Source organism: Marinomonas shanghaiensis (assembly GCF_003259175.1).
GTDB classification, from domain to species: Bacteria; Pseudomonadota; Gammaproteobacteria; order Pseudomonadales; family Marinomonadaceae; genus Marinomonas; species Marinomonas shanghaiensis.
The window spans coordinates 21,855-48,143 of record NZ_QGOK01000012.1; the positions used below are offsets into that span (position 1 = coordinate 21,855).

Consider the following 26,289-nt stretch of genomic DNA (forward strand, 5'->3'; position numbering starts at 1 on the left):
TATTATTTGCCCTCCGCAGCTTTAACAACTTGTTCAGCCGCGTCTTTTAGACTTGTTGCAGCGATGATGTCTAGACCAGAGTTTGCTAGAACTTCACGGCCTTTCTCTGCGTTAGTACCTTCAAGACGAACAACAACAGGCACGTTAACACCTACTTGTTCAACGGCACCGATAATACCTTCAGCGATCATATCGCAACGAACGATACCACCGAAGATGTTAACCAATACCGCTTTAACATTGCTGTCAGAAAGGATGATTTTGAATGCTTCAGCAACACGCTCTTTCGTCGCACCGCCACCAACGTCTAGGAAGTTAGCTGGTTTGCCGCCATGTAGGTTAACGATATCCATCGTACCCATTGCTAGACCGGCACCGTTTACCATGCAGCCCACGTTACCGTCTAGCGCTACATAGTTGAGTTCCCATTTAGCAGCATGCGCTTCACGCTCATCTTCTTGAGATGGATCGTGGAACTCTTGCATTTTCTTCTGACGATAAACAGCGTTGCTGTCGATGCCAATTTTGCCATCTAGACAGTGAAGGTTACCTTCTTCAGTGATAACAAGAGGGTTGATTTCAAGAAGTGCGAAATCGTAATCGTGGAACATTTGAGACAAACCAAGGAACACTTTAGTGAATTGCTTGATTTGAGTTGGGTTAAGACCCAATTTAAATGCCAATTCACGAGCTTGGTAAGGCTGAGCACCCACTAAAGGATCAATGATCGCTTTATGAATAAGCTCTGGCGTTTCTTCTGCCACTTTCTCGATCTCAACACCGCCTTCAGTTGACGCCATGAAAACAACGCGACGAGTAGAACGGTCAACAACAGCACCTAGGTACAATTCGTTGGCAATGTCAGTGCAGGATTCAACAAGAATCTTAGCAACAGGCTGACCTTTTGCGTCTGTTTGGTAAGTAACCAAGTTTTTACCAATCCAGTTTTGTGTAAACGCAGCCACTTCTTCATAAGAATCAACAAGCTTTACACCGCCTGCTTTACCGCGACCACCAGCGTGAACTTGAGCTTTAACAACCCATTTATCACCACCAATTTTTTTCGCTGCTTCAACTGCCGCTTCTGGCGTGTCTACTGCGTATCCTGTAGATACTGGCAGGCCGTACTCAGCAAAAAGCTGTTTAGCCTGATATTCATGTAAGTTCATTTGATTCTTCCGCTCATCTGAATGATTGACATAAGCTCTGCCCGCTAAGACAGAAATTGCCGACTCGAGGCCGGCAAATCTAATTTTTTATTAACGCTTTTTACGGTTTGCGATATGAATCGCATGGTTGTCTACTGCTAACGCTGCTTCATGAACGGCTTCACTCACTGTTGGGTGTGCAAAAACAGTCAAAGCGATATCTTCTGCAGTAGAACCGAATTCCATTGCAATAACCGCTTGCGCGATCAAATCAGCCGCATGACCACCGATAATGTGGCAGCCTAGAATGCGATCTGTTTCTTCACAAGCAATTATCTTAACGAAACCATCAGTGTCATTTGCCGCCATAGCACGACCAGACGCTGCAAATGGGAATTTACCCACTTTAAACTTAATACCTTCTGCTTTGAGCTCTTGCTCATTTTTACCAACCCAAGCAAGTTCTGGGTGAGTGTAAATAACAGACGGGATGCAATCATAATTCATTTGTGCTTTATGGCCAGCGATAATGTCTGCAACCATAACGCCCTCTTCTGACGCTTTGTGCGCCAACATAGGGCCACGTACAATGTCACCAATCGCATACACACCGGGTACTGACGTACGGCACTGCTCATCAACGAATACGAAACCACGTTCGTCTAGCTTCACACCAGAGTCTTCAGAGAAACAGCCTTGAGTAAATGGCTTACGGCCAACAGCAACAATCAGCTTATCAAACGTTTGCTTCTGCTCGTTACCTTCTTTATCTAGGTAAGTCACTTCCACTTCTTCACCATTGATTTGGCTGCCAGTAACGCGAGCACCAAGGCGAATGTCTAAATGTTGTTTCTTGAAGATTTTAGCTGCTTCTTTCGCAAGATCTTGGTCGCAAAGGCTTAAGAAGGCATCTTGTGCTTCAAGTACGACTACTTCAGAACCTAAACGAGCCCATACAGAACCCAGCTCAAGACCGATAACACCTGCACCGATAACGCCAAGACGTTTTGGCACAGCACGGAAATCAAGCGCACCTTGGTTATCAACAATAATATCGCCAGTACGAGGTGCTGGTGGAATATTCACAGGAACAGAACCTGTTGCTAGAATCACATTTTCGGTTTCAAGAACAGTAACCGTACCGTCATGAGCCGTAAATTCGACTTTTTTGTTCGCTAGAACTTTACCAAAACCTTCAAAGCTTGTTACGCCATTCGCTTTGAAAAGACCAGTAATACCACCCGTCAATTGATCTACGATCTTGTCTTTACGATCAACCATCACATCAACGTTCATAGCAACATCATTCATACTGATGCCATGTACGCTAAAAGTATCTTTCGCATCATGGTATTTTTGTGAAGAGTCTAACAGCGCTTTAGAAGGAATGCAGCCAACGTTTAGACAAGTACCGCCAAGACGAGGCTTGTTGTCTTTGTCTAACCATTTTTCGATACAGGCTGTTTTTAAACCCAGCTGAGCAGCGCGAATAGCGGCGACATAACCACCAGGGCCGCCACCAATTACAACAACATCAAATTTATCAGACATAAGAGATCCCATTTTTCAGTCAAACTGAACGGCCCACAGGCCGTTCAGTATTCAATTCATACAAATCAATTGGTACGAACAATTAGATTTCAAGTAAAAGACGTGCAGGGTCTTCAAGCAATTCTTTGATCGTTACCAAGAATTGTACGGCTTCTTTGCCGTCAATCATACGGTGATCGTAAGACAAGGCCAAATACATCATTGGCTGAATAACCACTTGACCATTAACCGCCATTGGACGATCTTGGATTTTATGCATACCCAAGATAGCTGTTTGTGGTGGGTTGATGATAGGCGTAGACATCAAAGAACCAAACGTCCCACCATTGGTGATAGTAAAAGTACCACCTTGCATGTCATTCATACCCAACTTGCCATCACGACCGCGAAGCGCAAAGTCCATGATAGTAGATTCGATATCGGCAAGACCCATCGCTTCAGTATTACGAAGCACTGGAACCATCAAACCACGGTCAGTAGAAACCGCTACACCAATATCTTGGTAGCCATGATAAACCATGTCGTTGCCATCAATTGATGCATTCACAGCAGGGAAACGTTTAAGCGCTTCTGTCGCTGCTTTCACGAAGAATGACATAAAGCCAAGCTTGGTGCCGTTGTGTGTCTTAGCGAATAAGTCTTTATACTTAGCACGCAACTCCATCACAGGGGCCATGTTAACTTCGTTATAAGTGGTCAACATCGCAGCTGTTTGCTGAGCTTCAACCAAACGCTTAGCAATCGTGGCACGAAGACGTGTCATTGGAACACGTTTTTCAATGCGTCCATCAGCACCTAAAGCAGCGACAGGTGCCGCAGCAGGTTTAGAAGCTGGTGCAGAAGCTGCTTTAGCTGGCGCGGCTGGAGCAGACGCTTTGGCCTTCACGGCAGCATCTACGTCTTCTTTAGTGATACGACCACCTTTACCAGTACCCTTCACTTGAGAAGCTGTTAAACCCGCTTCAGACAGTGCTTTGCGAGCCGCTGGGCCTGCTACACCATCTTCATCTGCTTCTACTGCCGCAGCAGAGGAAGAAGCAGAAGTAGCAGGTGCCACTTCAGCAGCAGAAGCACCAACCAAGAAATTGGCAAGCACTTCATCACTCAAAACAGTATCACCTTCATTTTTCAGAATATCACCGATCACGCCATCTGCTGGAGCAACCACTTCTAAAACCACTTTATCCGTTTCAATGTCAACAATGTGCTCATCACGTGAACACGCTTCACCGGCTTTCTTATACCAAGTTGCCACGGTACCGTCTGCAACAGATTCAGGAAAAGTCGGCGCTTTAATTTGAACGGTTTCTTTTGATGAAGAGGCCGCAGCGGCAGGAGCTGCCGCTTTTTCAGCTTGAGCAGGCGCTGCCGCTGCAGCCGCACCTGATTCAAAAATAGCCAATACTTCGTCGCTTAGTACAATATCGCCTTCTGCTTTTAAAATTTCTTTTAGAACGCCGTCTGCTGGTGCAACCACTTCTAAGACAACTTTATCAGTCTCAATATCAACGATGTGCTCATCACGCGCACAGGACTCACCTGGCTGTTTGTACCAAGTAGCAACGGTGCCGTCTGCTACGGATTCTGGAAAAGTAGGTGCTTTAATTTCAATGCTCATTTTATACCCTTATCTCTCTGACAGGCTATGGTACTAACCAACTAATGCGTCGTTGACCAGCGCTTCTTGTTCTTCAACATGGATTGACATGTAACCAGCCGCTGGAGCAGCAGACGAAATACGTCCTGCAAAGCGGATTTTCAATTCTGGGTACAGTTTTTCCAGTACTCGATTCATACGGTGACGATTGGCGTGCCAAGCACCTTGGTTCTTAGGCTCTTCTTGACACCACACCAAGCTCTCAACATTGTTGTACTGCTCCAATACAGACTCTAGGTCTGCGTATGGGAACGGATACAACTGCTCCAAACGAATCACAGCAACATCATCTTTTTGCAGCTCTTCACGACGGTTGATTAAGTCGAAATAAACCTTACCGCTACATAGGACAATACGTTTTACTTTATCCGCAGTAACCGTTTCAGATGATTCTGGTAATACCGTTTTAAAACTTCCCTCTGCCAAATCTTCTAATGTCGAAATGGCCTGTTTATGACGCAACAGACTCTTCGGTGACATGATGATCAGCGGACGACGCATAGGACGAATCGCTTGGCGACGAAGAATGTGGAAAATTTGTGACGGCGTTGTCGGAACACAAACTTGAATATTGTATTCAGCACAAAGTTGCAAGAAACGCTCTAAGCGTGCTGATGAATGCTCTGGCCCTTGACCTTCATACCCATGAGGCAACAACATGGTCAAACCACATAGGCGACCCCATTTATGCTCACCACTGGTAATAAATTGGTCAATAACAACCTGCGCACCGTTAGCAAAGTCACCGAACTGCGCTTCCCAAATGACCAAACCTTTAGGCGATGTACTAGCGTAACCATACTCAAAGGCTAAGACGGCTTCTTCTGATAAATAAGAGTCATAAAGATCTATTGTTGGTTGATCTTCTGACAAATGCTTAAGAGGAATATAGGTACTGCCGTCTTTCTGACTGTGAATAACCGCATGACGGTGCGAGAATGTACCACGACCAGAATCCTGACCCGTAATACGAATCGGATAACCCTGTTCAAGCAAAGTCGCAAAGGCAAGCGTTTCAGCATAACCCCAGTTAAGAGGCAAGGCACCCGCCGTCATCTTATCGCGGTCTTGGTAAATTTTCTGCACTTGGCGCTGAACAACAATACCATCAGGTATATTGGTTAACTTCCTAGCAACTTCCTGTAATTTAGAAAGCGGGTAAGTTGTATCGCCAGCATCTGTCCATTCGACACCAAGGTATGGTTTCCAATCAACAAATGAACCTGTTTGAGATTCAAGAACCAAGCTTTTCGCTACATGACGAGCGTTATCAAGGTCTTCTCTGTTCTCAGCGACCATTTGGTCAGACTTTTCTTGTGTAACCACAGATTCTGCAACGAGACGCTCAGAATAAAGAGTACGTGTCGTTTTTAGATTGTTGATCACATTGTACATTAATGGCTGAGTACCTGATGGCTCATCCGTTTCATTGTGACCACGACGACGGTAACACACCATGTCAATCACAACATCACGACCAAACTCATAGCGGTAATCTAGCGCAAGCTGAGTTACAAACAACACGGCTTCTGGATCATCACCATTAACGTGGAAAATAGGCGCTTGAATGATTTTAGCAACATCTGTTGCGTATTCCGTAGAACGCGAATCTTCTTGACGGTTCGTGGTAAAACCCACTTGGTTGTTGATAACAATATGAACCGTACCGCCTGTACGATAAGCACGAGTTTGAGACATCTGGAATGTCTCCATAACCACACCTTGGCCTGCAAAAGCTGCATCACCATGAATGGAAATAGGAACAACGCTCTTACCGGTGATGTCTTTACGACGATCTTGACGAGCACGCACCGAACCTTCAACAACTGGGGAAACGATTTCCAAATGCGATGGGTTAAAAGACAGAGCAATATGAACTTCTCCGCCGGCCGTCATCACATTAGAAGAGAAACCTTGGTGGTATTTAACGTCACCTGATGTATTGACTAGCTTCTTGCCTTCAAACTCGTCAAACAAATCTTTCGGGTTTTTACCTAGCGTATTAACCAAGACGTTTAGACGACCACGGTGAGCCATGCCGATTACAACTTCTTTGGCACCAAGGGCACCAGAACGTTGAATCAACTCATTTACCATTGGTATGAGACTTTCGCCACCTTCAAGACCAAAGCGCTTGGCGCCAGGGTATCGGCTAGCAAGGTATTTTTCTAAGCCTTCCGCTGCCGTTAAACGCTCTAGCAGGCTTTCGCGAGTTTCTTGAGAGTATTCAGGACGAGAACGAACGGATTCGACACGCTGTTGAAGCCAGGCTTTTTCCTGCGTATCAACGATGTGCATGAACTCATAACCGATGCTACCGCAATAGGTTTTTTCAAGTTCGGATACAATTTCACTTAATTTAAGAGCGTCTTTATTAAAAAACAAAGAGCCTACATTGAATACTGTATCTAAATCAGCGCCTGTTAATTGGTGATAGCCAATATCTAAATCAGCTACTTTCTCACGTTTTTGCAATCCAAGCGGATCAAGCGTTGCATGTTGATGCCCGCGAACGCGATAAGCATTAATCAACTGCAAAACACTAATTTGCTTCTGCTCATGATCAGAAGTCGCCACTTTACCAGTAGAAACTGGCATTGAGCGAAATTTATTCTTACCAATTTGTAGAAACTGCTCTTGAATCACTGAATGAGGTAGATCAGTTGATTGCGCTTCGCTTACACGAGGCAATTGATCAAAACATTTACGCCATTCTTCCGACACTGAGTTCGGATCGACGAGGTAGCTTTCAAACAACCCTTCAACATATTCCAAGTTTCCACCTGAAAAGTGAGAGGTGCTCCACAGCAACTCCATTAAACTTTCGTGCATTCTCGATCACCCTTATGTTCGAGCCAGCTACCGGGGTCCCGGTATCAACCTATGATTAAGATCGATCATTTTATCAGGCCCGTAAGGCTATTAAAGCCTCGATTTTTTTGTTTATTTCCAGCTACTTCCGCCCTTCTACGTTCAATACTAAACCACCACAAGCGTTTTATTTAAATAAACAAAACCCTTTGAATCCATAATCACTGAGGCAATGGTTTTTCTTAGCACATCCTTGTTCGTAAAGATCGAATTTTAAAACGTTTTTGCCATATTCTCTACAGCAGAATATGCAAAAATGGCGGCATTGAATCATTCATCAAGCCGCCTACTTTCGGTGATCACATTAAAACAAGGTTATGGATCACATTAAGCATTATCAGGTCGCTCTTTGCAAAAGCATCGAACGAATATTACCAATGGCCTTAGTCGGGTTTAACCCTTTAGGACATACGTTCACACAGTTCATAATACCATGACAACGGAAGACACTAAACGGATCATCTAGATCACTCAGACGCTCCTGTGTTGCTGTATCACGGCTGTCTGCTAAGAAACGGTAAGCTTGCAACAAACCAGAAGGCCCTACAAATTTATCTGGATTCCACCAGAAAGATGGGCAGGCTGTTGAACAGCAAGCACACAAGATACATTCGTAAAGACCATCAAGCTTTTCACGTTCTTCAGGGCTTTGCAAACGCTCAATCGCTGGCGCTGGCGTATCATTAAGCAAATAAGGACGAATCTTCTCATATTGCTTATAAAACTGCCCCATATCAACAACGAGGTCACGAACCACTGGCAAACCAGGAAGTGGGCGCAAAACCAACTTACCTTTTTTCACCGCTTCAGAAACAGGCGTAATACAAGCCAAGCCATTTTTCCCTGACATATTCATACCATCAGAACCACACACACCTTCTCGGCATGAACGACGGTATGAAATACTTGGGTCTTGCGCTTTAAGCAAGTTTAAAACATCAAGTACCATCAGGTCTTTACCTGCTGGCAACTCAATTTCATAATCCTGCATGTAAGGAGCGTCGTCCTTCTCAGGATTGTAGCGATAAATACTAACTAACATTGACATAACTCCTTAGTATGAACGAGCCTTAGGTGGGAAAGCTTCCATGGTTTTTGGCGCAAAGTTTACATCACGCTTGGTCACAGTCTTACCTACTGGGTGGAATAAAGAATGCTTCAACCAGTTTTCATCATCACGTTCAGTAAAGTCATTGCGAGCATGCGCACCACGGCTTTCTTTACGGAATTCCGCCGGAATAGCAGTCGCTTCAGCAACTTCTAGAAGGTTTTCAAGTTCAAGAGCTTCAATACGAGCGGTATTGAACGCTTGACTCTTATCTTCAAGGTATAAGTTCTCAACACGAGCACGAATTTCTTTTAGCTGCGCCAAACCTTTTTGCATCGCTTCGCCATCGCGGAACACACCAAAATAAAGCTGCATTACACGCTGAAGATCTGCACGAACAGCGGCAACACTTTCACCACCAGTTGAACTATTCAAACGATTCAAACGAACCAACGCCTGTTCAATATTGGTATCATCAGCGTCCAATGAATCAAAACCGGCATCTAACGATTTCTTAACATGCAAACCAACCGCCCGACCAAATACAACCAAGTCAAGCAAAGAGTTACCACCTAGACGGTTGGCACCATGAACAGATACACAAGCCGCTTCACCACAAGCGTAAAGACCATCAATAATGACGTCTTCGCCCGCTTCATTTTGCTTAAGAGCTTGACCACCAATATTAGTAGGAATACCACCCATCATATAGTGACAAGTTGGGATAACTGGAATTGGCTCTTTTACTGGGTCAACGTGAGCAAAAGTACGAGATAGCTCAAGGATACCTGGAAGACGCTTATTCAAAGTTTCTTCACCCAAATGATCCAATTTCAGCAATACGTGATCTCCATCAGGACCACAACCACGGCCTTCTAGGATTTCAAGAATCATTGAACGTGCAACAACGTCACGACCAGCAAGGTCTTTGGCGTTTGGCGCATAACGCTCCATGAAACGCTCTCCGTCTTTATTGATCAGGTAACCACCTTCACCACGACAACCTTCCGTTACCAGCGTGCCCGCACCGTAAATACCGGTTGGGTGGAACTGCCACATTTCCATATCTTGCATAGGGAAACCAGCACGCAAAGCCATACCAACACCATCACCCGTATTAATGTGTGCGTTGGTTGTAGATTGATAAATACGGCCAGCACCACCTGTTGCAATAACAGTCGCTTTGGCTTTCAGGTAAACGGTCTCACCACTTTCGATACAAATAGCAATAACACCAACTACCGCATCTTCACTATTTTTAACAAGATCCGTCGCATACCATTCATTGAAGAATGTCGTGCCGCCTTTTAAGTTACCTTGGTACAAGGTATGTAAAAGAGCATGTCCAGTACGGTCAGCCGCAGCACAAGTACGCGCCGCCTGACCACCCTTACCAAAATCTTTAGACTGGCCACCAAATGGACGTTGATAAATACGACCTTGTTCAGTACGAGAAAACGGTAGACCCATGTGTTCAAGTTCAAAAACCGCTTGAGGACCAACAGAACACATATATTCGATTGCGTCTTGGTCACCGATGTAATCCGACCCTTTTACAGTGTCATACATGTGCCAGCGCCAATCATCATTCGGGTCATCACTTGCAATTGCGCAGGTAATACCACCTTGAGCAGATACGGTGTGTGAACGAGTTGGGAATACTTTCGTTACACATGCCGTATTCAAGCCAGACTCAGTCAACTGAAGTGCGGCACGCATACCTGCGCCACCACCACCAATAACAATGGCATCAAAAGAAATCGTACGAATATTTGCCATTACTTATAGCCCCCAAAGAACCTGAACACCCCATACGATGTAAATAAACATTACAAGACCGCATAGAGATTGAAAGAAGAAACGTGCACCCGTTGCTTTGATGTAATCTGTTGAAACAGACCACAAACCAATCCAAGAGTGCATACCGATTGACAACAGCACCATCAGACTAAAAATACGCATCCATGTTGCTTCAAACAGAGCACTCCACTGATCATAAGTAAGATCTGGGTTAAGCAACAAATAACCAATAATAAAAACCGTATACAAAGACAATACAACGGCAGAGACTCGCTGCATCATCCAATCATAAAGACCTGAACGACCAAAGCTTGTGATTTGAGTTACCATATCCACACTCCTGCTAACACAATAAGAACCGCCGCAATCACAAAGTTTGCGATAGCAGCATTACGTCCGCTCTCCAGCTCTTCAAAATACCCCATATCCATAAACAAGTGCTTAACACCCGCTACGAAATGGTACATCAGAGCAGACACCACACCCCAAATCACAAACTTCACCAAGAAATTTGTTTGTAGCGCAGTTACCACCTGATCAAACCCCTCTTGTGACTCTAGAGAAAGGTCAAAGGCATAGAACAAGAATGCCAATCCAACAAAAAGGATGATTCCTGTTACACGATGAAGAATAGACACGATTGCTGTGACGGGCATCGATATTGTTAAAATATCAAGGTTGACTGGTCTTTTTTTATTCACGACTTTTTACACCATTTTGTATTGATTGAATGGTCAATCACGACCCAATGTCTATACGTGCTATTATTACCGTTAGATCATAGTAGTATAGCGACGTCATAGGCCTGCTTTGAAAATCTCATCGATTTGCAAACAAATGCTTAAAAGCGACTCTCTTTTATCCATTAGCAGCAACAAATCAATGAAATCGTCTGAGGCGCAATTATAGACCAGCCAAAAATACTAAGACAAATAGACTGAACAAGAGGTTTTCAATGGTCACCATTCATCAAATGAATGTAACCATAAGCCGAAACAATAATGGTATAAAATTACATAAAAAACCACCCATAAAAAACACTGAAAAAACATATAAATCAAACACTTAACTATTTTATGTCATTTTCTTGACTTTACACCAACCCCTTGTTTTGTCAGATAATTACAAAATAACTCAACCCAATGTAAATAGAGTGCAAATGAACAAGATTGACTTTTATAGTCTAGAGACAGTATTTTTTCCGCACCTTCTGGGCCAGGTGGAGTCAACCTACGACGTCTTAGCCCCGAACCAGAATACGAAGGAGACCATAAATGGCTGATAAAAAAGCGCTACTCAAAGTGGATGGGATCGATAAAACTATCGAACTTCCTGTTCTTTCAGGCACTCTAGGCACAGACGTTATCGACGTCAGAAGTTTAGGTGCCAACGGTGTATTCACCTATGACCCAGGATTTATGTCTACCGGCTCTTGTGAATCCTCTATTACCTACATAGATGGAGATGCTGGCATTCTTTTGCATCGCGGCTATCCTATTGCCCAACTTGCAGAACACTCAGACTATCTAGAAACCTGCTATTTGTTACTTTACGGAGAACTACCGGATAAAAAACAAAAAGCAGAATTTGAAAGAACGGTTGGTAAACACACTATGGTGAACCAATCGATGCACAAATTCATCGAAGGTTTCCGTAATGATGCTCACCCTATGGCCATTATGTGTGGTCTCGTTGGTGCGCTCTCTGCTTTTTACCAAGATCATATGGACATCAGCAACCCAAAACACCGCGAAATTGCTGCATTCCGTCTTATCTCTAAAATGCCGACATTAGCATCGATTTGCTATAAGTATTCTAAAGATCAGCCCGTTATGTATCCTCGTAACGACTTGTCTTATGCTGAAAACTTTTTGTACATGATGTTTGCGACACCTTGCGAAGATTACAAAGTTAACCCTGTTTTCGCCAAGGCCATGGACAGAATTTTCATTCTTCATGCAGACCATGAACAGAATGCTTCAACGTCCACAGTACGTTTAGCAGGCTCTTCAGGCGCCAACCCGTTTGCTTGTATTGCTGCAGGTATTGCGACACTTTGGGGGCCTGCTCACGGCGGTGCTAACGAAGCGGTTTTGACCATGCTTGAAGAAATTGGCGATGTGGAACATATCGACAAATTCATTGCCAAAGCAAAAGATAAAAACGATCCATTCAGATTAATGGGCTTCGGTCATCGCGTTTATAAAAACTTTGATCCTCGTGCCAAAGTTATGCGTGAGACATGTGACCAAGTATTGGCTGAATTAGGCCAATCAGATGATCCATTATTGAAAATTGCCAAACGTCTTGAACAGATTGCCCTAGAAGATCCTTACTTTGTCGAGCGCAAACTGTATCCAAATGTGGATTTCTATTCTGGTATCATCATGAAAGCCATTGGCATCCCGACCAGTATGTTTACGGTTATTTTTGCTATGTCTCGTACCATTGGCTGGATTTCTCATTGGAACGAAATGATCAGTGGACCCTATAAAATTGGCCGTCCGCGCCAACTTTATGTGGGCAAACCGCAGCGCGACTATCCAACTGAAAAATAATCTATTGAATAGCCTACAAAAAAACGCGCTCTAGGCGCGTTTTTTTTGGTTATTTTTGTCGAACATCAGTCGTTATGTACAAACTTATTCGTCATCATCTTCCACAATTTCAGTGACCGTGGACTGACCACACTTAACGCAATCTCCTTCGATCCAAACCCTATCTTTGCTTTCAAACTCTCTTGGGTTGATCATACCCAAATCCTCTTCCATACAATGGTTACACCACGTTTGCGCCAAAAAATCTCTTTGCTCCTCCTCAGAGCGAGCAAAAAAATCTCTGTTTACGATGTCTTCGGCCAGTATATCTGTCATTTAATTACCTCCACTGTATTGATAAGATACCACTCTGTTAGCGTCAGGATCTAACGCATTTAATGGCGCACTAATCAACAGACGACTCAAGGATATACTGTTGAACAATTTTTGCTTATCACCATCAATTTCTATTGAAAATTCAAGACTATCGCCGTCCACTTGAAGCAAAGTCACATTACGTACAACACCAATACTTTCTAGATAAGACTGGACTTTACTCATGGCACTATAACTTTCCACACCTGCCACCCGAATGCTTAACTTACTTACCGATCCGCTATCACGCACCGAAGCATAACGAGAAGAAAATACCTTAGCCAATCTAACCGTGGCTTGGTCAACGACCTCTTTTAGCGTACTGCCGGTTAATGCAAATCGCTCTGATTCACCGTTCTTAAGCAACACCAGCAAATTCCCACTCACTTGACCTGCGTAATTACTGATTCTGATCGCCGCCACAGAATCTGTCTGATAACGAGTACTAGCACGGCTAATGCTGTCCTCAAAAAAACCCCAAACATCGGCTGTAGAAATCATTCTTTTATCCACGTCGTCCTGCAAAGGCGCGTAAATTGGCAGACCAGCCGAATTTGCGGACAGTGCAAACTCATTTAACGCAACGGAGGGCTCTCTTGAGCCTGACAGGCTGCGAACGCCGTTCGCCTCACTTACTAACCACACGAGCACTGAGGGTCTATTCTCCCCCCAGACCGGTAAATTATTTTGTGACAGAAAGCGATCAATCGACTCTTGATAAAAAGTCACTTTAACCTGCTTACCCGGCACCAAACCACCCCCTGAGGGTATGAGTTCACTGAGTGAGGCAACCGAATGTTGCGCAACCCAAGCTGACGCCTGCCGCTTAGCTTGGGTCAACACACTGTTTGTGATGGCACTTTTATCACCAGACACCTTTATCAATACGGCTTCTGCCGCCAAACCAAACGCTTGACTTAACATCTGCTCCTCTGATTGTGCCACTGGCAAATTAATTTCAGCACTATAAAGCCCTTGAACAGGGACCGCATTGGCTGTCGGAATCAACAAAACACTAATGAGTAATAAAAATATACGAGAATTCATAGCCTTTCCTTCGTTTATTTGCCTATTCTACTGTCTTAATTGCAAAGAACCATAGCCCTAATGCGCCACTATGCTAAAATGCATTTTTTTCCTCGTACCATGATAAGGCATAGGCAATGACCAAGTCAGATAAACCATCGATTAGTTATAAAGACGCCGGCGTAGATATTAACGCAGGCAACCAACTTGTTGAACGTATCAAAGGCGTAAGCAAAAAAACTCGTCGCCCTGAAGTAATGGGTGGTCTGGGAGGATTTGGCGCCTTGACACGCCTTCCAACAAAATACAAAAACCCCATTCTTGTTTCCGGCACAGATGGTGTGGGCACTAAGTTGCGTTTAGCAATGGACCTCAATCAACACGACACCATTGGTATTGATCTCGTGGCAATGTGCGTTAACGATTTAGTGGTAGCTGGCGCAGAGCCACTATTATTCCTAGATTATTACGCAACAGGCAAGCTAGATGTTGATGTAGCTGCTAATGTCGTCACTGGAATTGGCGAAGGCTGCATTCAAGCAGGTTGCGCACTGGTCGGTGGTGAAACCGCAGAAATGCCAGGTATGTACCACGATGGAGATTACGATCTAGCAGGATTTTGTGTTGGTGTCGTTGAAGAAGAAAACATCATTGATGGTAGCAAGGTAAAAGCAGGCGACACATTAATCGCATTAGGCTCGTCTGGCCCACATTCAAATGGTTACTCTTTAATTCGCAAAATTCTTGAAGTCAGCAAGACCGATCTTAATCAGGAGATCGACGGTGTTGCATTAAAAGATGCGCTCATGGAGCCAACCCGTATCTACGTCAAATCCATCCTAAAATTGATGGAATCTGTTTCCGTCAACGCTTTGGCTCACATCACTGGGGGCGGGCTTTTAGAAAATATTCCTCGTGTTCTTCCTGAAGACACTGCCGCTCGCATTGATGCAAGCAGCTGGAAACGCCCTGCTGTGTTTGATTGGTTACAAGAACAAGGAAATGTTGAGCAAGAAGAAATGTACCGTGTTTTAAACTGTGGTGTCGGCATGGTACTTTCTATTGATGCAGACAAAGCGAACCAAGCACTTGCTATTTTAAAAGCAGAAGGTGAAAACGCTTGGATCATTGGTGATGTTTGTCCTCGTAACGGTGGCAAAGAGGTATTAATCTCTGATTTAGAGGCACAGGCATGAGTTTCCCGATCGTTGTCTTAATTTCTGGCAGCGGCAGCAACTTGCAAGCTTTGATTGATCAAAGCTTGCAAGGACAACTCAACATCAATATTTGCGCAGTGATTAGCAATAAGGCGACCGCTTATGGACTCGAAAGAGCCAAAATAGCGGGCATTCCTACTCACACACTTGACCACAAGTCCTTTGCGAGTCGAGAAGAGTTTGATGCCGAGCTACAAACACTTATTGATCAGTATCAGCCAAAATTGGTTGTTTTGGCGGGTTTTATGCGTATTTTGACGGAAACCTTTGCGAAACATTACGAAGGTAGAATGCTTAACATTCATCCTTCATTGCTTCCTAAGTACAAAGGATTAAATACACACCAACGAGCAATTGATGCGAACGAGAAAGAGCATGGCGTGTCGGTGCATTTTGTTAGTCCAGAGTTGGATGCTGGCGCTGTGATACTGCAAGCAAGCACTCGTATAACAAAGGACGATACGGCAGAATCGTTAGCCAATAAAGTTCATGCCCTAGAGCACATCATCTACCCTCTGGCCGTTAAGTGGTTCAGTGAGGAAAGATTAACATTCCAGAATGGAAAAGCTTTTTTTGATAGAAATACGCTTCCCGAAAGCGGCATTCTGTACAATGAAGCGTTAACATAATGTAGGAGAAAGCATGAGAGCGAGTAAAATTCCAAAGCGTTTAAGGGCGTTTTTTATGGTTTTTTTTATAAGCACTCCCATGCTTTCTCTTCCTTCTCAAGGCATCGCCTCCGAAGCACAAAACACGTTTCTGGCCCCTTACTCTGCAGTCTATAGTACCATTTGGAAAAAAGGCATTAGTCTAAAAGTAGAAGGCAAACAAACCTTATCGAAAAAAAGCAACAACCTATGGCAGTTTGTCTTTACGGCCGACAGCATGATAGCGTCTCTTAACGAATCCTCTACTTTTTATGTAAAAGACCATCAGATCATTCCAACCCACTACCGCTATAAAAGTTCGGCATTAGGAAAAAAACGCAGTGCCACACTTACCTTCGATTGGGATAACAATCTTGTCCGCAATGATGTCAAAGACAAACCGTGGAACCTGACTATTCCTTCAAAGACATTGGATAAACTGTCTGTACAATTGCAAGTTAGACAAGACTTAAAGCAAGGAAAAAACGACTTTGATTATCAAATTGCCGATGGTGGATACATTAAAAATTGGCGATTTAAACGCGACAGAGTAGAAGACATAAACACCAAACTGGGTCGATTTTCGGCGATTAAAGTCATTCGCACCGACAATCTAGAAAAGGGCAAAAAGACGTCTTTCTGGTTTGTCCCCGCACTCGACTACCTTTTGGTGAAATTAGAGCACCAAGAAGACGGTGAATCCTACCATCTCGATATTGAATCCGTGAAATAGACTTAGACTAAGTCACTAGGCGTATTAACATTCAACAAGTCCACATCGTCAGACCAAACAACAGACTGACAACCAAATTCCTCATAAAAAGCGAAAACACTATATCGCTGAGTGTTATCTAGAAATTGCCCAAGCGCTCGGTAAGCGCTTTCTACAGGCAAAATGGCATGCAAAGGATGAGTACCAGAGACACTTTCTAAATAATGAATTTTTTCTGGTGATAACAAACTAGCGTCTTTCAGTTTTGCAAAAGCCTCACTGCTAATACGAGGCGTATCGCAAGGCGAGATCAATAAATGCGATGTTTTCGCAAAGGCCAAACACGTTAATATACCGCATAATGGCCCTTTTCCTTGATAATATGGGTCATCGGCAATCACCTCATAACCAAGCGCTGCATAAGCGTCAAGATTTCGGTTGGCATTAATAAATACGGGCGTTGCAACCAGTTGCAACGCCCGCCCTACCAACACAGCCATAGGCTCATTCTGAAAACGCAATAAACCTTTATCTTGACGTGACATCCGCTCGGCATTACCGCCCGCCAAAACCGCTGCTGATAAAGATATAAATGCCATAATACTCTCTTTATATACCTAAAAATCGAAATACGCTTTGTCTCGTTTCGCCCAGATACTATCGGCTAACACCAGACACTCCTCGTGAGAGGTGACACCATAAAGAAGTCCTGCCACCGACGCAATGGTTTGTCGCACCGCTTGCTCACCAAATGGATCCAGTTGATCACCACGCCAATGTTCGGTTAAACGAGACAAATCTAAATTGTCTTTTAGACGTTTATGCTCCTTCTCCGCTTTCGGCCAATCAGACCAACTGGCCACACCATTCTGCCATTTACCCAGCGTCACATCTCGCTCTGGATTCACCTCCGCCTCACCGTTACCACCACGAAACACCAGTACGGAAACATCACCTAATTGCTCACACGCAGAAAGATGCAATGCATCATATCCTCGATGAAACACCCCATGAACACTGTGATTGGCAAAAAATGGATTCATCATCCGCACCACGGTGTTTACAGGGGAGCGTAATCCTAAAACATACTTTAAATCCATCATATCCCCTAAAGACTTATCTATTTGGGCAAGAGGAATGTAAGCGAAGTTTCTACTCTCAAGCTCCCGCGTTATATCTTCCCTTGAATGACTAATCGCCAAACCAAGTTGTTGAATGCTTTGCTCAACATAAATGCGATTTTCACCGTCAAATGTATGACCATGCATAACAATTTTCACGCCCGTATTGGCCAGCGCAAGAGCGGCTAGTAAAAACCAAGGCAGCTCATTCCGTTTACCAGCGTAAGCAGGCCAATCCAAATCCACCTTGGTTCCCAATGGTTCTTTTTTCGATAAATACTCTCGAGTCGCTTTGGTAAAGCCAACGGTTTCTTCTACCGTTTCTTCTCGTATGCGAATCAGCATCCAGAAAGCACCCGATTGTTCTGGGGCAACCTGACCAGACAACATCAGGCTCATAGCGTGCTCAGCTTCGTCTACCGTTAAACTACGCGCTCCCTTTTTCCCACGCCCCAAGATTTGCACATACTGGGTAAAATCATTGGCTGCTAATTTTTTTCTCATGCTGATAACTCCGCCACTACAGGGATAAAGCGTTTTAATTCGGGAAGGCAGGAGCCACAATTGGTGCCGCATTTCAATGTGTCCCCCAAAGCCTCGACTGAACAGATGCCTGTCGCAATCGCTTTTTTTATCTGCTTGCTACCGACTTGATAACAAGAGCAAACAATCTCACCTTTTTCTTCAACATTGGCAGGAATCCCCACCAATATCGCCAAACGGTCTGATACGGAAAGAGCGGTGTTGATGGTTAGCTGAGAGATCAGCCAATCAGCCATTAATGACTCAGGTTGCGGATGCAAATACATAAGCAAAGTCAGTGTTTGATCGACTAACCTAGCCACCCGAATTTGCTGCGTAATAGGATTAGAATATTCCAGCCATTCCGTCTTTTTTACTGCGGCCGTTACCTTACTCTGACCTGCGCCCATCGCCTTCAAAGACGCTTGCGTTTGCCCTTTTGGCCAAACTACTTCGTAATGAAAACCCTGTTCAGAAGGTATTCGGCACCAATATAAACAGTCAGCTAGGCTAAGTGGCGTCGCAGACACTATCATGCCATAGCAAATATTCTCGACGGCTTCGAGCCGTACTTGGGCATGTTTCGACTCTGGCTGTCCTGATAACGGATCAACCACTTGTGGAATAAGGTTTGATACCACGGCTGCATTCGCAAATTGCTGCGTCCAATGAATTGGTACAAAAACCTGACTCGGCGCAACCGCTCTACTCAGCTTAGCTTTTAGTAACACTTCACCATACAGCGAAGTAAGACGCACTAAAGCTTTGTCTTTAATACCAAGCTGTCTCGCATCCTGGGGATGAATTTCCACATAAGGTTGCGCGGTATGCTTAGCCAATGACGCGGCATCGCCCGTTCTCGTCATGGTATGCCACTGATCACGTACTCGTCCGGTATTTAAGGTAAAGGGCCATTCTAGTGAAGCTTGATGCTTCGGCAAACTGGGTGTGATAGCCACAAATCGTGCGCGACCATCCGGGGTAAAAAAACGGCCATTTTCAAACATCCGCTGGGTACCCTCAGGTCGACCTTTTGGTACGGGCCATTGCACAGGGGTCAAAGCATCGTATTCGGCCTTAGTTATCTGGCTAAAATGGCCAATATCAAAATCACGCTTGCCATTATTTTCAAAGGCCGACAAAGCCGCATGCTCCGCAAAGATTTCATGGATACTTTGGTAGGAAAACGCCGACTGAAAGCCCATTTTTTTGGCGACTTCACAAATAGCCCACCAATCATGTTTAGCCTCTCCTGGCGCAGGCAACAAACCCCGTTGACGAGAAATACGGCGCTCTGAATTTGTCACCGTTCCGTCTTTTTCACTCCAGCCAGTAGCGGGAAATAACACATCCGCCATAGCCGTGGTATCCGTATGCGCTTTGCAATCACTGACGATTACCAGCTCGCATTTTTCCAATGCGCGTCGAACTTGAGCGGTATCCGGCAAGCTCACCATCGGATTGGTCGACATAATCCACACGACTTTGACTTTACCCTCTTCAATGGCCTGAAATAAGTCGACGGCTTTTAAACCATTTTCAGTGGCCATATTGGGCGCTTGCCAAAAACGCTGCACCAGATCCTGAGCACCTGGTGTGGCAAAATCCATGTGCGCAGCAAGTTGGTTAGCCAAGCCACCTACTTCTCGCCCGCCCATCGCATTTGGCTGACCAGTAATCGAAAAAGGCCCAGCCCCTTCTTTGCCAATACGACCTGTCGCCAGATGACAATTAATAATCGCGTTGCATTTGTCCACACCCGACGACGACTGGTTTACCCCCTGAGAATAAAAGGTGATGGTCTTTGCCGTGTCCCGCCACCAGCCCACTAATCTGACTAAATCTTGCTCACCGATTCCACAAAAGTCCGCGGTATAAGACAAGTTCGGAGTCGATGCCCTCGCTTGCACCAACGCCGTCTCAAATCCGTTGGTATGCTTCACAATAAAGTCATGATCCACAATATCCGCTTGAACAGAGTCGCTTAATAAGAAAGAAAAAATCGCCGCGTCGCTTCCGGGCTTAATCGCCAAATGCAGATCCGCAATATCACAGGTCGCCGTCTCTCGGGGATCAATCACCACCACCTTCATGTCAGGTCGCTGTTTTTTCGCGGCGGCAATGCGTTGATATAAAATAGGGTGTGTCCACGCTGCGTTCGATCCAACCATGATCAATAAATCGCAGCGCTCTAAATCCTCATAATTACAAGGCACAGTATCAGAGCCAAAAGCACGCTTATAACCGACAACAGCAGACGCCATACACAACCGAGAATTGGTATCCACGTTGGCTGTACCTATAAAGCCTTTAGCGAGCTTATTCGCCACATAATAATCTTCGGTGAGAATTTGCCCTGAAAGATAGAAAGCAAACGCATCTGGTCCATGATCTTTTACAACTTGAGAGATTTTTGAACTGACAGTTTCTATCGCAGATTCCCAAGACACAACTTGGCCATTAAGCATAGGAGCCAATAAACGGTCATCAGATTTAATCGTCTGAGCAAGGCTGCTACCTTTGACACATAAACGACCAAAATTCGCCGGATGATCCATATCACCAGAAACAGGAGGAACACCCTGATTGACTGAGTCCGGAATAGTTAAGTTAACCCCACAGCCAACACCGCAATAGGGACAAGTCGTTTTTACGCTGCTTGCTGGCATCACTGTTGTTGTCATGGATTCTCCTCAACGCTTTACGTTTCTTCAAAACAAAAAAAGGCCCAATCACTTTTTTAAAAAAGTGATTGGGCCTCGTTGCCTTTTGTAATATCTGTATGCTTTATGTGTAAGCCATCGTCGGTCTACGGTGCATCAGTGTTTTGTAGAAAGCAATTAGCAAGCCAACTTTCAAAAACAACAAAAAATCCTATCCTTCCTTACTCACTGTGGCTCAATTGTTGATTTTTCCTCGAGTGTCGAAATCATCTCACCATACTTAAGGCTCTCAAACAGTGCACAGAAACAGGTTTGTGCACTGTTATTAATAGGCCGCGATAAACACATCTCCCCCTTCCAACTTAGCCTGCCAATGAGGCACATTCACATCTTCTTCTAGACATTGACCCGACGCTAATACAAAGTGATGTTTATATAAAGGACTCGCCACCACCCATTGCTCTTGCAGGTGTGCTACCAAGCCTCGCGACAAAACATTCGCCTTGCCAACAGGGTCCCAATTGCCAATCGCGAAGACTTTATTGTCGGATTCAGGCACATAGAAAATAGCCACTTGTTCGCCATTGACCATAGCGGCGACTCCAGCTCCTTCCACTAACGCTTCTTGTTTACAAATGAATTTCCATGGCATCGTCATTGTTTTAACCCACCTTTGCAATTAACTGCTGCTTTTCCCATTCTGTTGCGGGGCGCATTTGGTCACGCTCTTCAACAAAGACCACATTGCTGTCATTTCCCTCATAATTCACAAATTGACGAAAGGTTTTGAGTGCTTCTGGATCTTGTAGCGTCGTTTTCCATTCGCATTGAAAAGTATCTACGACGTGCTGCATACGCGCTTCCAGCTCGGCGCATAAACCCAGCTTGTCGTTAATCACTACCTCTTTCAAATACGCTAACCCACCCTCGAGACTCTCCATCCAAACCGAGGTTCGCTGCAATCTATCTGCGGTTCTGGTGTAAAACATCAGTACACGATCAATGTATTTCACCAAGGTTTCATCGTCCAAATCTTTGGCAAATAAATCGCCATGACGAGGCTTCATACCACCGTTACCACACACATATAAATTCCAACCGCCTTCTGTGGCGATCACGCCAATGTCCTTACTCTGCGCTTCGGCACACTCTCGAGTACAGCCAGATACAGCAAATTTTATCTTATGAGGCGAGCGCAACCCTTTGTAACGATTCTCTAGATCAATCGCCATTTTCATGCTGTCATTTACACCATAACGACACCAGGTGCTACCGACGCAAGATTTCACTGTACGCAAAGATTTGCCATAGGCCTGACCCGTTTCAAAGCCCGCTGCGATTAATTTTTCCCAAATCTCAGGCAACTGCGATAAGGTCGCACCAAACAAATCAATTCGTTGACCGCCCGTTACCTTGGTGTACAAGCCATACGTTTTTGCCACTTGCCCCAAAACAATCAACCTATCTGGTGTAATTTCACCGCCAGGAATGCGCGGCACAATGGAATAAGTGCCGTCTTTTTGCATGTTGGCAAGAAAACGATCGTTGGTATCTTGCAAACTAATGTGCTCTTTTTTAAGCACATATTCATTCCAAACGCTTGCCAAAATAGAACCCACAGCAGGTTTGCAAATGTCACAACCATGCCCTTTACCATGCTTATGCAACAGGGCTGAAAAACTTTTGATTTCTTCTACTTTAATCAGGTTGTATAAATCTTGACGGGTGTAAGCAAAGTGCTCGCAAAGGTCCGTGCTAACCTCAACACCCAATGCCAACAGCTCATTGTCAACGACCTTCTTCAGTAACGCTGCACAACCACCGCAACCTGTTGCGGCTTTAGTCACACCTTTCACATCGGCCACAGACAAAGCCCCCTGACAGACTGCGTCGCTGATGTCTTGTTTGGAGACGTTATGGCAACTACAAATCGATGCCGTTGCGGGCAAAGCATCCACGCCTAACCCCACTGGCGCACCATCCATGGCAGGTAAAATAAGCGATTGTGCTTGAGACGGTAGATCTATCGCGTTGAGATAATATTGCAGCAGTGTGTCGTAATAACTGTTGTCACCCACCAAGACAGCACCTAGCAATTTTTTGCCATCTTCTGATACCACCATTTTTCGATAACTTTGGCTGATTTCATCTTGATAAACAAAGACTTTACAGCCTTGAGACTGGGCATGCGCATCGCCAACCGAGCCGACATCGCACCCCAAGAGTTTCAATTTGGTACTCATGTCTGCGCCAGTAAAGGTCACTCCTGCATCACCCATCAGATGCCCTGCTGCGGATTTTGCCATAGCGTAACCTGGCGCTACCAAGCCAAAAATACGGTTATTCCACAGTGCACATTCGCCAATGGCATAAATATCGTCATCGCTGGTTTGACAATGATTATTGACACTAATGCCACCACGCTCGCCCACGCTTAAACCGGATTGGTGTGCCAACGCATCTTGAGGCCGAATACCTGCAGAGAACAAAATTAAATCTGTTTCAAGATGAGAGCCATCAGCAAAGTTCATGCGATGAAAAGCGCTCTCACCATCGACAATTTCTTTCGTGGCAGTGTCTGTGTACACCTTCACACCCAGCCCTTCGATCATCTCTTTCAGAACCGCACCGCCCTTATCATCAAGCTGGACTGGCATCAAACGGGGAGCAAACTCCACCACGCTGGTTTCTAAACCAAGGTTTTTCAGTGCATTAGCGGCCTCTAGACCTAATAAACCACCGCCTACTACCGTGCCTCGTGTCACTTGCTTCGCACAGTCTCTGATAGCATCTAAGTCATCGAGAGTACGATAAACAAAGGTATTCTCACGTTTGTGACCTGGAATGGGCGGAACAAAAGGATAAGATCCCGTCGCCAAAACAAGTTTGTCATAAGAAAGCGCGTTGCCATTTTGCAGCACCAATTGCTGAGTAGTACGGTCAATCTTAGTCACCAAGCTATTGGTAAAGTAGCGCACACCATGTTCGTCATATAAAGAACCATCCGTCATGGCTAAATCGGCCGCACCTTTACCTGTGAAATATTCACTTAGGTGTACTCGATCATAAGCAAGATACGGTTCTTCACCGAACACAGTGATTTGAAAGGTTTCGTGGCCACCTTGAGCGATCATTTGCTCAACAAAATGGTGACCGACCATGCCATTGCCAATAACAATGAGATGCGGTTTTGTGGTAAGAAAAGACACAGATGACGTCATTATATTCCCCTTGCTATAACCCTTATTGAAGTAACATGCCTAACGGCTAGCAATGTCTAAGATGATGAAATTTTAGGCAACTTGGGCGCAGCAATAGGCTTCACCAAATACCAGTAAATCCAGCATGTCAGAGACATTGGTCTTATTTTGAATTAACTGGAAATACCAGCTTCCATCGGCCACGTTGCCGTACAGAATGGCGCCAACCAGTAAGCCTTCGTTGACCACCAGTTTGCGATAATGATTTGCGCCCACATCTTTGAAAAAAATACAGTTATCCTCTTCTAAAGGCTGAATTCTTCCCACTGAAAAAAGGTTGACGCCTGACACTTTTAACTTGGTAGGCGTTGGCTCAATAACAAACGCCGCCTCTTCTCCTACCAAGGCTTTTATCAAGACCTTAATTTGTGTCCAAATGGGTGCCACCAAACCGAAGGTGTGTTGCTCAAATTCACAACACTCCCCCAAAGCATAAACATCGGGATGAGAGGTTTGCATTTGCTCGTCAACTAAAATGGCCCGATTCGTGGTCAATCCCGCTGCCTTGGCTAAGGTAATTTCAGGGGAAATCCCTGCCGCCATCACCACCAGACTCACCGCTAACGATTCACCACTTTGACAAACCACATGAGACACGTTTCCGTCAGCCGCTTGCAAAAAGGACTCAGGCGACTCACCAAGGCGAAACTCAATGCCCATTTGCTCAAGCCTTGTCTGCAACAGGCTGGCGGATTCTTCGTCTAACTGACGATTTAGCAAATATTGAGCGCGATGAAAAACCACAACCTTGTGCCCACGCTTTACCAACCCCACTGCTGCTTCTAACCCCAACAAGCCACCACCAATGACACAAACAGGTTGGCAACCTTGCAGCTGTGTCATGACATCAACGTCATGCCAAGTACGAAAGCCCATTACGTTGGGAGCACAAGCCCCTTTAATTGACAACACACTGGCCCGAGAGCCTGTCGCTAACACCAATTGATCATAGGCAATTGCCTGCCCGCTTGATAAATGCAGGATTTTCGCTTCTAAATTCAAACTCATGACAGGATCATTTGAGCGAATCAGTACCCCATCATCTTGCATCTTTTGCGTATCAACTAATGGCATATCCGCATGGGAAATTTCGTTTGCTAATAAAGACGACAGCATGATTCGGTTATAACCAACGTGAGGCTCTTCTCCTATCAAGAGGATCTGATAGCGATGCCCATACGCTTGTTGTAAATCATGCGCCAATTTACTGCCTGCCATGCCTGCCCCCACAATGACGAGACGGCGCTTATCGGCCTGATTGACAAAACTAAGCATTGGCAACCTTGGCACGGGTCACCGTTTTTTTGCTTTTAACCACCGCTTGAATGGGCTCCACTTTACGTTGCTTCTCATACAAAAAAGTCAGTACTTGGGTTCGATAATCCACGTATCTTGGATCATTCGCCAAAGCAAGACGGTCGCGCGGACGCTCAAGGTCAACATGGAGAATTTCTCCCACCGTTGCGGCTGGACCATTGGTCATCATGACAATGCGATCCGACAACAACACGGCTTCATCTACGTCATGGGTAATCATAATCACGGTGTTGTTTAAATCTTTTTGGATTTCCATTAACGAGTCTTGCAAATGGGCGCGCGTCAAAGCATCCAAGGCGCCAAAAGGCTCATCCATTAACAAAACACTCGGCTCCATCGCCAAGGCTCTTGCAATACCAACTCGTTGCTTCATGCCGCCTGAAATTTCATCTGGGCGTTTGTCCGCGGCATGGGTCATATGGACCAACTCTAGGTTGTGCATGATCCAGTCATGCATTTCTTTTTTCGATTTGATTTTACGAAACACCTGCTTAACCGCTAACTCAACATTTTGATAAGACGTTAACCAAGGCAGCAACGAATGGTTTTGGAAAACCACCGCACGCTCTGGCCCCGGTCCCTTTACTTCTCGGCCATCTAATAAAATGCCACCCTCAGTCGCATCGTATAGACCCGCGACGATATTCAGAACCGTGGATTTACCACAACCAGAGTGACCAATGAGTGAAACAAATTCGCCCTTCTCAATTTTTAAACTGACATTATCTAAAGCCTTAAACGGACCTTTTGGGGTTGGAAATTCAATCGATATATGACTGATGTCTAAATGTGTTGCCATGTTCATTCTCCCGTTAGC

General features: G+C 44.9%; 21 protein-coding genes. 4 read left to right on the forward strand and 17 right to left on the reverse strand.

Annotated elements, in window-relative coordinates; translation table 11 throughout:
- Positions 1-2: 2 nt before the first annotated feature.
- The 8 genes from sucC to sdhC all read right to left on the reverse strand — a co-directional run bounded on the left by sucC (position 3) and on the right by sdhC (position 10,776).
- Complete coding sequence (gene sucC, locus DKT73_RS10530; protein WP_111606183.1) at positions 3-1,169, reverse strand: ADP-forming succinate--CoA ligase subunit beta; 1,167 nt, start codon at positions 1,167-1,169, stop codon at positions 3-5.
- Positions 1,170-1,259: 90 nt separating this feature from the next.
- Positions 1,260-2,699 carry a dihydrolipoyl dehydrogenase gene (gene lpdA / locus DKT73_RS10535; protein ID WP_111638514.1) on the reverse strand — a complete coding sequence of 480 codons (1,440 nt, stop codon included), beginning with the start codon at positions 2,697-2,699 and terminating at the stop codon, positions 1,260-1,262.
- Between the two features lie 82 nt (positions 2,700-2,781).
- On the reverse strand, positions 2,782-4,317 hold the full coding sequence (odhB, locus tag DKT73_RS10540) for a 2-oxoglutarate dehydrogenase complex dihydrolipoyllysine-residue succinyltransferase (protein ID WP_111638515.1): 1,536 nt from the start codon (positions 4,315-4,317) through the stop codon (positions 2,782-2,784).
- 33 nt (positions 4,318-4,350) lie between these two features.
- Entirely contained in the window at positions 4,351-7,188 is a 2,838-nt protein-coding gene (locus DKT73_RS10545) for a 2-oxoglutarate dehydrogenase E1 component (protein ID WP_111638516.1), read from the reverse strand.
- Positions 7,189-7,564: 376 nt separating this feature from the next.
- The gene (locus DKT73_RS10550) at positions 7,565-8,269 is read right to left on the reverse strand and encodes a succinate dehydrogenase iron-sulfur subunit (protein ID WP_111638517.1); all 705 of its coding nucleotides are present in this window, start codon (positions 8,267-8,269) and stop codon (positions 7,565-7,567) included.
- A gap of 12 nt (positions 8,270-8,281) precedes the next feature.
- Positions 8,282-10,054 carry a succinate dehydrogenase flavoprotein subunit gene (gene sdhA, locus DKT73_RS10555; RefSeq protein WP_111638518.1) on the reverse strand — a complete coding sequence of 591 codons (1,773 nt, stop codon included), beginning with the start codon at positions 10,052-10,054 and terminating at the stop codon, positions 8,282-8,284.
- A gap of 3 nt (positions 10,055-10,057) precedes the next feature.
- Positions 10,058-10,405, reverse strand: a complete 348-nt coding sequence (sdhD, locus tag DKT73_RS10560) for a succinate dehydrogenase, hydrophobic membrane anchor protein (RefSeq protein WP_111638519.1) — start codon at positions 10,403-10,405, stop codon at positions 10,058-10,060.
- Positions 10,399-10,776, reverse strand: coding sequence for a succinate dehydrogenase, cytochrome b556 subunit (gene sdhC / locus DKT73_RS10565; protein WP_111638520.1), 378 nt, complete (start codon positions 10,774-10,776; stop codon positions 10,399-10,401). The genes sdhD and sdhC overlap by 7 nt, the downstream gene beginning before the upstream one ends.
- Before the next feature lie 573 nt (positions 10,777-11,349).
- On the opposite strand from sdhC, the gene gltA reads away from it, so the two are divergent.
- Positions 11,350-12,633: a citrate synthase gene (gltA, locus tag DKT73_RS10570; protein WP_111638521.1), complete on the forward strand. Its 1,284-nt coding sequence runs from the start codon at positions 11,350-11,352 to the stop codon at positions 12,631-12,633.
- 84 nt (positions 12,634-12,717) lie between these two features.
- Here the strand turns inward: gltA and DKT73_RS10575 are convergent, their stop codons facing one another.
- Positions 12,718-12,948: a hypothetical protein gene (locus DKT73_RS10575; protein ID WP_111638522.1), complete on the reverse strand. Its 231-nt coding sequence runs from the start codon at positions 12,946-12,948 to the stop codon at positions 12,718-12,720.
- Positions 12,949-14,034, reverse strand: coding sequence for a DUF2066 domain-containing protein (locus tag DKT73_RS10580; RefSeq protein WP_111638523.1), 1,086 nt, complete (start codon positions 14,032-14,034; stop codon positions 12,949-12,951).
- Between the two features lie 116 nt (positions 14,035-14,150).
- Here DKT73_RS10580 and purM point away from each other — a divergent pair, with 116 nt between their 5' ends.
- The 3 genes from purM to DKT73_RS10595 are packed head-to-tail and all read left to right on the forward strand — an operon-like array spanning position 14,151 to position 16,610.
- Entirely contained in the window at positions 14,151-15,209 is a 1,059-nt protein-coding gene (gene purM, locus DKT73_RS10585) for a phosphoribosylformylglycinamidine cyclo-ligase (RefSeq protein WP_111638524.1), read from the forward strand.
- Complete coding sequence (gene purN / locus DKT73_RS10590) at positions 15,206-15,859, forward strand: phosphoribosylglycinamide formyltransferase (protein ID WP_111638525.1); 654 nt, start codon at positions 15,206-15,208, stop codon at positions 15,857-15,859. Before purM ends, purN begins: the two co-directional genes overlap by 4 nt.
- A 13-nt stretch (positions 15,860-15,872) precedes the next feature.
- Positions 15,873-16,610 carry a DUF3108 domain-containing protein gene (locus DKT73_RS10595; protein WP_111638526.1) on the forward strand — a complete coding sequence of 246 codons (738 nt, stop codon included), beginning with the start codon at positions 15,873-15,875 and terminating at the stop codon, positions 16,608-16,610.
- A 2-nt stretch (positions 16,611-16,612) separates the two neighbouring features.
- On the opposite strand, the gene DKT73_RS10600 is transcribed toward DKT73_RS10595, so the two are convergent.
- From DKT73_RS10600 to DKT73_RS10630, 7 genes are all read right to left on the reverse strand, one after another.
- Positions 16,613-17,188 (reverse strand): molybdenum cofactor guanylyltransferase, encoded by a 576-nt coding sequence (locus tag DKT73_RS10600; RefSeq protein WP_111638527.1) that lies wholly within the window; start codon positions 17,186-17,188, stop codon positions 16,613-16,615.
- 18 nt (positions 17,189-17,206) lie between these two features.
- A complete protein-coding gene (locus DKT73_RS10605) occupies positions 17,207-18,214 on the reverse strand; it encodes a glycosyl transferase family protein (protein WP_111638528.1) in 1,008 nt (335 codons plus the stop codon).
- Positions 18,211-20,916, reverse strand: a complete 2,706-nt coding sequence (locus DKT73_RS10610; RefSeq protein ID WP_232827842.1) for a nitrate reductase — start codon at positions 20,914-20,916, stop codon at positions 18,211-18,213. Before DKT73_RS10610 ends, DKT73_RS10605 begins: the two co-directional genes overlap by 4 nt.
- Positions 20,917-21,220: 304 nt before the next feature.
- Positions 21,221-21,553 carry a nitrite reductase small subunit NirD gene (gene nirD / locus DKT73_RS10615; protein WP_111638529.1) on the reverse strand — a complete coding sequence of 111 codons (333 nt, stop codon included), beginning with the start codon at positions 21,551-21,553 and terminating at the stop codon, positions 21,221-21,223.
- Between the two features lie 4 nt (positions 21,554-21,557).
- A complete protein-coding gene (gene nirB / locus DKT73_RS10620; protein WP_111638530.1) occupies positions 21,558-24,116 on the reverse strand; it encodes a nitrite reductase large subunit NirB in 2,559 nt (852 codons plus the stop codon).
- A 72-nt stretch (positions 24,117-24,188) separates the two neighbouring features.
- Positions 24,189-25,430: an NAD(P)/FAD-dependent oxidoreductase gene (locus DKT73_RS10625; protein ID WP_111638531.1), complete on the reverse strand. Its 1,242-nt coding sequence runs from the start codon at positions 25,428-25,430 to the stop codon at positions 24,189-24,191.
- Entirely contained in the window at positions 25,423-26,271 is an 849-nt protein-coding gene (locus DKT73_RS10630; RefSeq protein WP_111638532.1) for an ABC transporter ATP-binding protein, read from the reverse strand. Before DKT73_RS10630 ends, DKT73_RS10625 begins: the two co-directional genes overlap by 8 nt.
- Positions 26,272-26,289: the final 18 nt, after the last annotated feature.

Excerpts from the sequence above, each read along its gene's own strand:
- sucC (WP_111606183.1), bottom strand. The coding sequence starts at position 1,169 with ATGAACTTACATGAATATCAGGCTAAACAGCTTTTTGCTGAGTACGGC.
- lpdA (WP_111638514.1), bottom strand. The coding sequence starts at position 2,699 with ATGTCTGATAAATTTGATGTTGTTGTAATTGGTGGCGGCCCTGGTGGT.
- odhB (WP_111638515.1), bottom strand. The coding sequence starts at position 4,317 with ATGAGCATTGAAATTAAAGCACCTACTTTTCCAGAATCCGTAGCAGAC.
- DKT73_RS10545 (WP_111638516.1), bottom strand. The coding sequence starts at position 7,188 with ATGCACGAAAGTTTAATGGAGTTGCTGTGGAGCACCTCTCACTTTTCA.
- DKT73_RS10550 (WP_111638517.1), bottom strand. The coding sequence starts at position 8,269 with ATGTTAGTTAGTATTTATCGCTACAATCCTGAGAAGGACGACGCTCCT.
- sdhA (WP_111638518.1), bottom strand. The coding sequence starts at position 10,054 with ATGGCAAATATTCGTACGATTTCTTTTGATGCCATTGTTATTGGTGGT.
- sdhD (WP_111638519.1), bottom strand. The coding sequence starts at position 10,405 with ATGGTAACTCAAATCACAAGCTTTGGTCGTTCAGGTCTTTATGATTGG.
- gltA (WP_111638521.1), top strand. The coding sequence starts at position 11,350 with ATGGCTGATAAAAAAGCGCTACTCAAAGTGGATGGGATCGATAAAACT.
- DKT73_RS10575 (WP_111638522.1), bottom strand. The coding sequence starts at position 12,948 with ATGACAGATATACTGGCCGAAGACATCGTAAACAGAGATTTTTTTGCT.
- DKT73_RS10580 (WP_111638523.1), bottom strand. The coding sequence starts at position 14,034 with ATGAATTCTCGTATATTTTTATTACTCATTAGTGTTTTGTTGATTCCG.
- purM (WP_111638524.1), top strand. The coding sequence starts at position 14,151 with ATGACCAAGTCAGATAAACCATCGATTAGTTATAAAGACGCCGGCGTA.
- purN (WP_111638525.1), top strand. The coding sequence starts at position 15,206 with ATGAGTTTCCCGATCGTTGTCTTAATTTCTGGCAGCGGCAGCAACTTG.
- DKT73_RS10595 (WP_111638526.1), top strand. The coding sequence starts at position 15,873 with ATGAGAGCGAGTAAAATTCCAAAGCGTTTAAGGGCGTTTTTTATGGTT.
- DKT73_RS10600 (WP_111638527.1), bottom strand. The coding sequence starts at position 17,188 with ATGGCATTTATATCTTTATCAGCAGCGGTTTTGGCGGGCGGTAATGCC.
- DKT73_RS10605 (WP_111638528.1), bottom strand. The coding sequence starts at position 18,214 with ATGAGAAAAAAATTAGCAGCCAATGATTTTACCCAGTATGTGCAAATC.
- DKT73_RS10610 (WP_232827842.1), bottom strand. The coding sequence starts at position 20,916 with ATGACAACAACAGTGATGCCAGCAAGCAGCGTAAAAACGACTTGTCCC.
- nirD (WP_111638529.1), bottom strand. The coding sequence starts at position 21,553 with ATGACGATGCCATGGAAATTCATTTGTAAACAAGAAGCGTTAGTGGAA.
- nirB (WP_111638530.1), bottom strand. The coding sequence starts at position 24,116 with ATGACGTCATCTGTGTCTTTTCTTACCACAAAACCGCATCTCATTGTT.
- DKT73_RS10625 (WP_111638531.1), bottom strand. The coding sequence starts at position 25,430 with ATGCTTAGTTTTGTCAATCAGGCCGATAAGCGCCGTCTCGTCATTGTG.
- DKT73_RS10630 (WP_111638532.1), bottom strand. The coding sequence starts at position 26,271 with ATGGCAACACATTTAGACATCAGTCATATATCGATTGAATTTCCAACC.